General features: G+C 72.0%; 5 protein-coding genes. 1 reads left to right on the top strand and 4 read right to left on the bottom strand.

Features of this window, described 5'->3' with window-relative positions; all coding sequences use genetic code 11:
• Positions 1 to 223: 223 nt before the first annotated feature.
• The 4 genes from tyrS to ACUJ8O_RS11135 form a co-directional block, all read right to left on the bottom strand.
• Positions 224 to 1,567 carry a tyrosine--tRNA ligase gene (gene tyrS, locus ACUJ8O_RS11150; RefSeq protein WP_148408409.1) on the bottom strand — a complete coding sequence of 448 codons (1,344 nt, stop codon included), beginning with the start codon at positions 1,565 to 1,567 and terminating at the stop codon, positions 224 to 226.
• A 69-nt stretch (positions 1,568 to 1,636) separates the two neighbouring features.
• Entirely contained in the window at positions 1,637 to 3,925 is a 2,289-nt protein-coding gene (locus tag ACUJ8O_RS11145; protein WP_063190211.1) for a HelD family protein, read from the bottom strand.
• A 168-nt stretch (positions 3,926 to 4,093) separates the two neighbouring features.
• Positions 4,094 to 5,554 carry an argininosuccinate lyase gene (argH, locus tag ACUJ8O_RS11140; protein WP_158184396.1) on the bottom strand — a complete coding sequence of 487 codons (1,461 nt, stop codon included), beginning with the start codon at positions 5,552 to 5,554 and terminating at the stop codon, positions 4,094 to 4,096.
• An 85-nt stretch (positions 5,555 to 5,639) separates the two neighbouring features.
• Complete coding sequence (locus ACUJ8O_RS11135) at positions 5,640 to 6,881, bottom strand: argininosuccinate synthase (protein ID WP_095694719.1); 1,242 nt, start codon at positions 6,879 to 6,881, stop codon at positions 5,640 to 5,642.
• A gap of 623 nt (positions 6,882 to 7,504) precedes the next feature.
• Here ACUJ8O_RS11135 and rpf point away from each other — a divergent pair.
• Positions 7,505 to 8,012, top strand: a 508-nt coding sequence (gene rpf, locus ACUJ8O_RS11130) for a resuscitation-promoting factor Rpf (RefSeq protein ID WP_445373381.1), incomplete at its 3' end; no start/stop codon positions are given.

Here is an 8,012-nt window from a genome sequence, read left to right as displayed (position 1 = left end):
ATCTTGAGCACGAGATGGAACTCTACACACGAATCCCACCGAACACAAAATCAGGGGTGACACCCGGCGTCCGGGCACGAAGGAGGGCCCCGTTCTCCGCAGAATCCTGCGTGGAACGGGGCCCTGTGCTCCTCCCGTGGGCGGTTGCTTCGCCGTCGCCGCCCGTCGTGTCCTCGGTCACTTTTCGCGACTCACGGTGGACACCGGTGGTCTGCAGCCGCGGTCAGCCCTCCCCCAGGTCCGCACCCGCCATGCTCTTCTTGCCCCGGCGCACCAGCAGGTGTCGGCCGGCGAGGGCGTCGTCTCGGGTGAACACCTGGTCGGCATCCGTCACCCGCACGTTGTTCACCGACGCGCCGCCGTCGCGCACCGTCCGACGCGCCTCTGAGCGCGAGGCGACCAGCCCGGTGGAGACCAGCAGCTCGACCGCGGTCACGGTGCCCGGCTCCCCCTCCCACTGGGTCCGGTCGGCCTGCGGCAGCTCGGCCAGCACGGCGGTCAGCGTGTCCGGATCCACGGTGGTGAGGTCGCCGCCTCCGAACACGGCCTGGGAGGCCTCGATGACCTTCGTCGTCGTCTCCTCTCCATGGGCCAGCGCGGTGACCTCCCACGCCAGGCGCTTCTGGGCCTCCCGGCGGAACGGCTCGTCGGCCACCTTCTGCGCGTACTCCTCGATCTCCGCGCGGGTCAGGAACGTGAAGACCTTGAGCCGGTCGACGACGTCCGCGTCCGCCGTGTTGAGCCAGAACTGGTAGAAGGCGTACGGGGAGCACATCTCCGCGTCGAGCCAGACGGCGTTGCCCTCGGACTTGCCGAACTTGGTGCCGTCCGCGTTCGTGATCAGCGGCGTGCCCAGCGCATGGGCGTGGGTCCCCTCCACCTTGCGGATCAGCTCGGTGCCGGCGGTGAGGTTGCCCCACTGATCGGAGCCGCCGGTCTGGAGGGTCACGCCGTGCCGGCGGTGCAGCTCGAGGAAGTCGTTGCCCTGCAGCACCTGGTAGGAGAACTCCGTGTAGGAGATGCCCTCGTCAGAGTTCAGGCGCTTGGCCACGATCTCCTTCTTCACCATCGTGCCGACGCGGAAGTTCTTGCCGACGTCCCGCAGGAAGTCCAGCGCGCTCATGCCCGCGGTCCAGTCCAGGTTGTTGACCATGGTCGCCGCGTTCTCCCCCTCGAAGGAGAGGTACGGCTCGATCTGCGCGCGCAGCGACTCCACCCACGCCGCCACGGTCTCCTGCGAGTTCAGGACGCGCTCCGAGGTCTGCCGCGGGTCGCCGATGAGCCCGGTGGCGCCGCCCACGAGGGCGTACGGGCGGTGGCCGGCGAGCTGCAGGCGGCGCAGGGTGAGCAGCTGGACCAGGTGTCCCAGGTGGAGGGACGGAGCGGTCGGGTCGAAGCCGCAGTAATACGAGACGGGCTCCCCGGCCAGCGCCTGCTCCAGCGCGGCCTCGTCCGTCGAGACGTGCACGAGCCCGCGCCAGCGCAGCTCCTGCCAGACGTTCTCGAAGCTCGGGTCGTTCGCCTGTGCGCGCAGTCGGGCCGCGCGCTCCTCGTTCTGGGGTGCCATGGCCCCCAGCCTAGCGACGCGCCCGCGCGCCTCCGCGACGCCGCGCACGTGCGACGTCGCCCGCGGGGCTCACTCTGGGACGTCCGCCAGCCCGGCCGGCAGCGCGGCCGCGTCCGTCCCGGCGACGACGGACAGCGACTGGGTGGCGCGGGTCATCGCCACGTACAGATCGCCCACCACCCCGCGCGCGTCGGCCACGATCCGCTCGGGCGAGACGAGGACGACGGTGTCGAACTCCAGTCCCTTGGTCTCCCACGGGGTGGCGACGACGATCTCGACGCCGGGCAGCGGCGCGGTGTCCACGGCCGCCTCCCCCCACCGCTCCCGGAGGGCCGTGAGCAGCTCCCCCGTCCGCTCGGCGGGGGCGATCACGGCGGTCAGGGCCTCGGGCACGCGGTCCCGCTCGACCTCGACCGCGTCGAGGGCCAGGGCCGCGACGTCCCCGCCCGGCTCCGTCACCAGGCGCGGGCGGTGGTCGCCCTCGCGCACGGCGCGCGGATGGGAGACCTCGAGCCCGGCCGCCCGTGCGACCTGCGCGGCCCAGCGCATCACGCGCGCGGGCGAGCGGTAGTTCACGGTCAGCTCTTCCAGGCGCCAGCGGTCCCCGAACTCCGGGGCGAGGACGGACGCCCACGAGCCGGCCGCGTCACGACGGGAGGACTGCGCGATGTCCCCCACGATGGTGAACGACTTCATCGGGCAGCGGCGCGCCAGCAGGCGCCACTGCATCGGAGAGAGCTCCTGAGCCTCGTCCACCACCACGTGCCCGTACGTCCAGGTGCGGTCGTGGGCCGCGGTCTCAGCGGTGGTCCGTCGCACCCCGCGTGCCTCATTGGCCGCGGCCAGCTGCTCGGCGTCCACGACGCCGTCGACGCCCAGGTCCGCGAGCGTCTGGTGCATGTTCTCCAGGGACGCCCTGGCGTTCTCGAGGTTGCGCTCGTGCTGGGCCGCGAACTCACCGCCCCGGCCCGGGGTCTCGAGGCGTCCGAGCAGCTCGGCCGCCTCGTCCAGCAGGGGCACGTCGGCCTCGGTCCAGGGGGCGTCGGCCGGCCGCAGGAGCGTGCCGACCTCGGCGTCGGAGAGCCACGGGGCCGCCGCCCGGAGCAGGTCCTCCCGGGTGAGGAGGTCGCCGATGAGCTTCTCCGGCGTCAGCGGCATCCAGCAGAGGTTGAGCGCGATGCGCACGTCGCGCGAGGTGCGCACGTCCTCCAACAGGAGGTCACGCTGCACCGGGGCGCCCGAGGACTTCTCCAGCTTCTTGCGCAGCTTCTCCGCGAGCTCGCGGACGAGGATCTTCACGAACGTCACCCGGGCCTCGTTGTGGGGCTTGCGGGTGGCCCGTGCCTTGTCCCGGGCGCGCCGGACCATGGCCGGCTTGAGCTTGACGGCCGTGCCGTCGATCATCAGGCGCCGCGGCTCGACGAGCAGGCGCTGGCGCTGCGCGACCGCGTGGGCGACGGCGTCCACCATGTCCAGCCGGCCCTTCACCGCCGCCGCGTCGAGGTCCCGCTCCGGGACGGCCCGCACGCCCGGCATCAGCGTCCCCAGCGAGGACATCACGACACCCGTCTCGCCCAGCGAGGGCAGCACCCGCTCGATGTACCGCATGAACGCGGTCGAGGGGCCGACGATCAGCACGCCCGAGCGGGCGAGGCGCTCCCGGTGGGTGTACAGCAGGTAGGCGGCGCGGTGCAGGGCGACGGCGGTCTTCCCCGTGCCGGGCCCGCCCTGCACCACGACCGCCCCGGGCAGGGGCGCGCGGATCACCTCGTCCTGCTCCGCCTGGATCGTGGCGACGATGTCCCCCATCCGTCCCGTGCGTCGGGCGGTGACGGCGGCCAGCAGCGCACCCTGGGCATCGGCGCGCACGCCGTCCTCGCCCAGCAGCGTCGGGTCCAGGATGTCGTCCTCGAGGTCGCGCACCTCGCGCCCCCGCAGCATCAGGTGACGACGACGGCGCACGCGGCCCCGGTGGGCCGCCGTCGCCTGGTAGAAGGCGCCGGCCTCGGCCGCGCGCCAGTCGACGAGGAGGCGCTCGTGGTCCTCGGTGGTGAGGCCGATGCGCCCGATGTACCGCTGCTCGTCGGCCCCACCCTCCCGCTCGGCGTCGAGGTCGAGCCGGCCGAAGACGAGGCGGTCGTCCACGGCGTAGAGCTGGGCGAGTCGGTCCTCGTAGAGGCTGGCGAAGGCGTCGCGCTCGGAGTGGTTCTGCAGCGACCCCTGCGGGCCGGTCCGGCGCACGGCCGCGAGCTGGCGCTCCTTCTCCTCACGCAGGGCGTCGAGGCGGGCGTACCGCTCGGCGACCCGACCCCGCTCGAGGTCGAGCTCGGACTGGCGGACGGACACGGTATCGGTCATCGGGGGCCCTCGCGGTGCGGTGAGAGGCGGACCACGCTGCGGCCCGCCCGGCGGAAAAGTGACCACCCATGCTACGCCGACCGCGGTGAACGGCGGGTGACGCGGCGGTGCCCTGCCGGGCACCGCCGCGTCCGGCCCGGCCGACGCCGACTCGACCGGGCGACCGCGTCAGCGGGCGTCGACGACGGAGCCCGGCGTGTCGGCCCAGCGGCGCAGCGGTTCCAGGGCGTCCTCGAGCGCCCCGATCTGCGCCGCGACGGCCGTCGGCGCGGTCCCGCCCTGGGCGTCGCGAGAGGCGAGCGAGCCCTCCGTGCTGAGCACCTCGCGGACCTGCGGGGTCAGCGCCGGCGAGATGGCCGCGTACTCCTCGTCCGTGAGGTCCCACAGCTCCACGCCCCGGGCCTCGGCCGCCTTCACGGCCTCGCCGGACAGCTCGTGGGCCTCGCGGAACGGGACCCCCTGGCGGACGAGCCACTCGGCGACGTCGGTGGCCAGCGCGAAGCCCTGCGGGGCCAGCTCCGCCATGCGCTCCGTCTGGAACTCGAGGGTGGCGATCATCCCGGAGACGGCGGGCAGCAGCAGCTCGAGGGTGTCCGCGGCGTCGAAGACGGGCTCCTTGTCCTCCTGCAGGTCGCGGTTGTAGGCCAGCGGCATGCCCTTGAGCGTGGCCAGCAGCCCCGTGAGGTCGCCGATGAGGCGGCCGGACTTGCCGCGGGCCAGCTCGGCGACGTCCGGGTTCTTCTTCTGCGGCATGATCGAGGACCCTGTGGAGTACGCGTCGTGCAGCTTCACGAAGCCCGCCTCCTTGGTGGCCCAGAAGATGACCTCCTCCGAGATGCGGGACAGGTCGACGCCGACCATCGCGGCGACCCACGCGAACTCCGCGTACACGTCGCGGGCGGCGGTGCCGTCGATCGAGTTCCACACGGCCGACTCGAAGCCGAGCTCGGTGGCCACGGCGTTCGGGTCCAGACCCAGGGAGGAGCCTGCCAGGGCCCCGGAGCCGTACGGCGAGACGGCCGCGCGCGCGTCCCAGTCCACGAGCCGCTGCAGGTCCCGCGCGAACGCCCAGGCGTGCGCGAGCATGTGGTGCGAGAGCAGGACGGGCTGCGCGTGCTGCAGGTGGGTGCGGCCCGGCATCGGCGCGTGCGGGTGCGCCCGCGCCTGATCGAGCAGCGCGTCCACCGTGGCGATCACGCCCCGCGCGATGATGCGGGCGTGGTCGCGCAGGAACATCCGGCCGAGGGTGGCGACCTGGTCGTTGCGGGATCGGCCGGCCCGCAGGCGGCCGCCGAGCTCGGGACCGGCCCGCTCGATGAGGCCGCGCTCGAGCGAGCCGTGCACGTCCTCATCGGACGCCGTCGGGGTGTAGGCACCGGAACGCACGTCCGCCTCGAGACGGTCGAGGGCCGCGATCATTCCGTCCAGGTCGTCCGCACTGAGCAGACCGGCGGTGTGCAGCACCCGGGCGTGGGCACGGGAACCCGCGATGTCATAGGGCGCCAGGCGCCAGTCGAAGTGCGTGGACTTGCTGAGCGCGGCGAGCGCCTCGGAAGGGCCGCCGGCGAAGCGGCCGCCCCACAGGGCGCCCTCGTTGGTCCCGTGGCGGGCATCGGTGTTCTCGGTCATCGAAGGTCTCCTCGAGGTCGGTGACAGGCCGACGGCGGCCGGCCCGGTCGCGGGCGGGCCGCCGTCGTGCACGGGGCGTGCGGGGTCAGTCGTTGGACAGGCGGGCGACGTCCTGGAGGTCGGCGCCGCCGCGCAGGCGCTGCTCGCGCTCGGAGGCCGTCTTCGCGGACAGGCCGAAGATGTCGATGAACCCGCGGGCCGAGGACTGGTCGAACGAGTCGCCCTCGTCGTACGTGGCGAGGTTGAAGTCGTACAGGCCGGTCTCGGACCGGCGACCCTGCACCGTGGCGCGGCCACCGTGGAGCTCCAGGCGGATCTCACCGTTGACGTGCTCCTGGGTCGCGTCGATGAACGTGTCCAGGTTCCGCTTCAGCGGGGAGTACCACTGGCCGTCGTAGACCAGCTCGGTCCACCGCTGGTCCACATGCTTCTTGAAGCGCGCCTGTTCACGCTCCAGGGTGACGTTCTCGAGCTCACGGTGGGCCGCGATCAGCGCCATGGCCCCCGGTGCCTCGTAGATCTCGCGGGACTTGATGCCCACGAGGCGGTCCTCGACGATGTCGATCCGGCCCACGCCCTGGGCACCGGCCCGGCGGTTGAGCTCCTCGATGATCTCCAGCGGGCTCAGCGCGCGGCCGTCGAGGGCCGTGGGGACGCCGCGCTCGAAGGCGATCGTGACCACGTCCGGCGCCGGCGGGAAGGCGGGGTCGTCCGTGTAGTCGTAGACGTCCTTCGTGGGGCCGTTCCAGATGTCCTCGAGGAAGCCGGTCTCGACGGCGCGGCCCCACACGTTCTGGTCGATCGAGAACGGGTTCTTCTTGGTGGTGACGATCGGCAGGTCGTTGCGCTCGGCGTACTCGATGGCCTTCTCACGGGTCAGGGCGAGGTCGCGCACCGGGGCGATGCACTTCAGGTCGGGCCCGAGGGTCTGAATGGAGACCTCGAAGCGGACCTGGTCGTTGCCCTTGCCGGTGCAGCCGTGCGCCACCGTCGAGGCGCCGAACTGGCGGGCCGCCGCGACCAGGTGGCGGGAGATCACCGGGCGCGAGATCGCGGAGACCAGCGGGTAGGCGTCCATGTAGAGGGCGTTGGCCTTGAGCGTGGGCATGCAGTACTGCTCGGCGAACTCGTCACGCGCGTCGGCGACGTAGGCCTCGACGGCGCCGCAGTCCAGGGCGCGCTGGCGGATCGTCTCGAGGGACTCGCCCCCCTGGCCCACGTCGACCGCGACGGCGACGACCTCGGCGCCCGTGGCCTCGGCGATCCAGCCGATGGCCACCGAGGTGTCCAGGCCGCCCGAGTAGGCAAGGATGATGCGTTCCTTCACGTTTTCTCCTCTTTATATAGGGGGGGTCTCCCAGCGCGGCACGTGGCCGTCGGAGGCGTGCTCGGTGGCGATCCTACCCGGATCTTGAATAAATATGCAACTGACGGAATATCAGCTCCCGATGGCCCCTGTGCAGCCCCTCTGCGCCGACAGCGACGGCCACGGGCGACCATCGCTCCGCCCTCGAATCCCGGGTCGAACGCGACTCAGGTCACGGCCTCGGCCGTCGATCGTGACCTTCGCCCATGCCCCTGTGACGGAGGTTGTCCACACCGGCGGATCAGACACCATGACAGCAAATCCGACCAGTAGCGTGCATTTCATCCACGCGCCCACGACTCTAGGGATCGATTCGTCACCCGTTCTCAAATTTCAGACAGACGGGCAAGAATCCGTCGACCCATGATTTGACGCGAGGGGGGCTCCCGTCGTTGACTCTTCCGTAGCCGATTCGTGATCGAACCGTGATCTGACCGAGAGGTCGGGGACGGGGAGGCCACGACATCGAACCCCCTCCGACGGTCGCCCGCTGCTGGGTCGTCTCGAACCGACGGAGGGCATGACCCGACCAAGGAGAAGGACGACCCCGGTGCGCCTCGGCCGCCGATCAGCGAGGACTCGCCATGGACACCATGACTCTCTTCACCACTTCCGCCACCCGCTCCCGCCGTGCCACCGCCTCGATCGTCGCGGGCATGACCCTCGCCGGCGCCGCCGCCGTGGGCTTCTCCGCCCCGGCCCAGGCCGCCACCGTGGACACCTGGGACCGCCTCGCCGAGTGCGAGTCCAGCGGCACCTGGGACATCAACACCGGCAACGGCTTCTACGGCGGCGTGCAGTTCACCCTGTCCTCCTGGCAGGCCGTCGGCGGCGAGGGCTACCCGCACCAGGCCTCGAAGGCCGAGCAGATCAAGCGCGCCGAGATCCTCCAGGACCTGCAGGGCTGGGGCGCCTGGCCGCTGTGCTCGCAGAAGCTGGGCCTGACCCAGGCTGACGCGGACGCCGGCGACGTGGACGCCGCCCCGGTCGCCGTGGAGCGCACCGCCACCGTGCAGCGCCAGTCCGCCGCGGACGAGACTGCTGCCGACCAGGCTGCGGCTGAGCAGGCTGCGGCCGACCAGGCCGCGGCTG

This window comes from Micrococcus sp. EWR3.9.1 (assembly GCF_052615555.1).
Note: the sequence above shows the minus strand (reverse complement) of the source record. Positions and strands in the feature narration are given on the sequence as shown.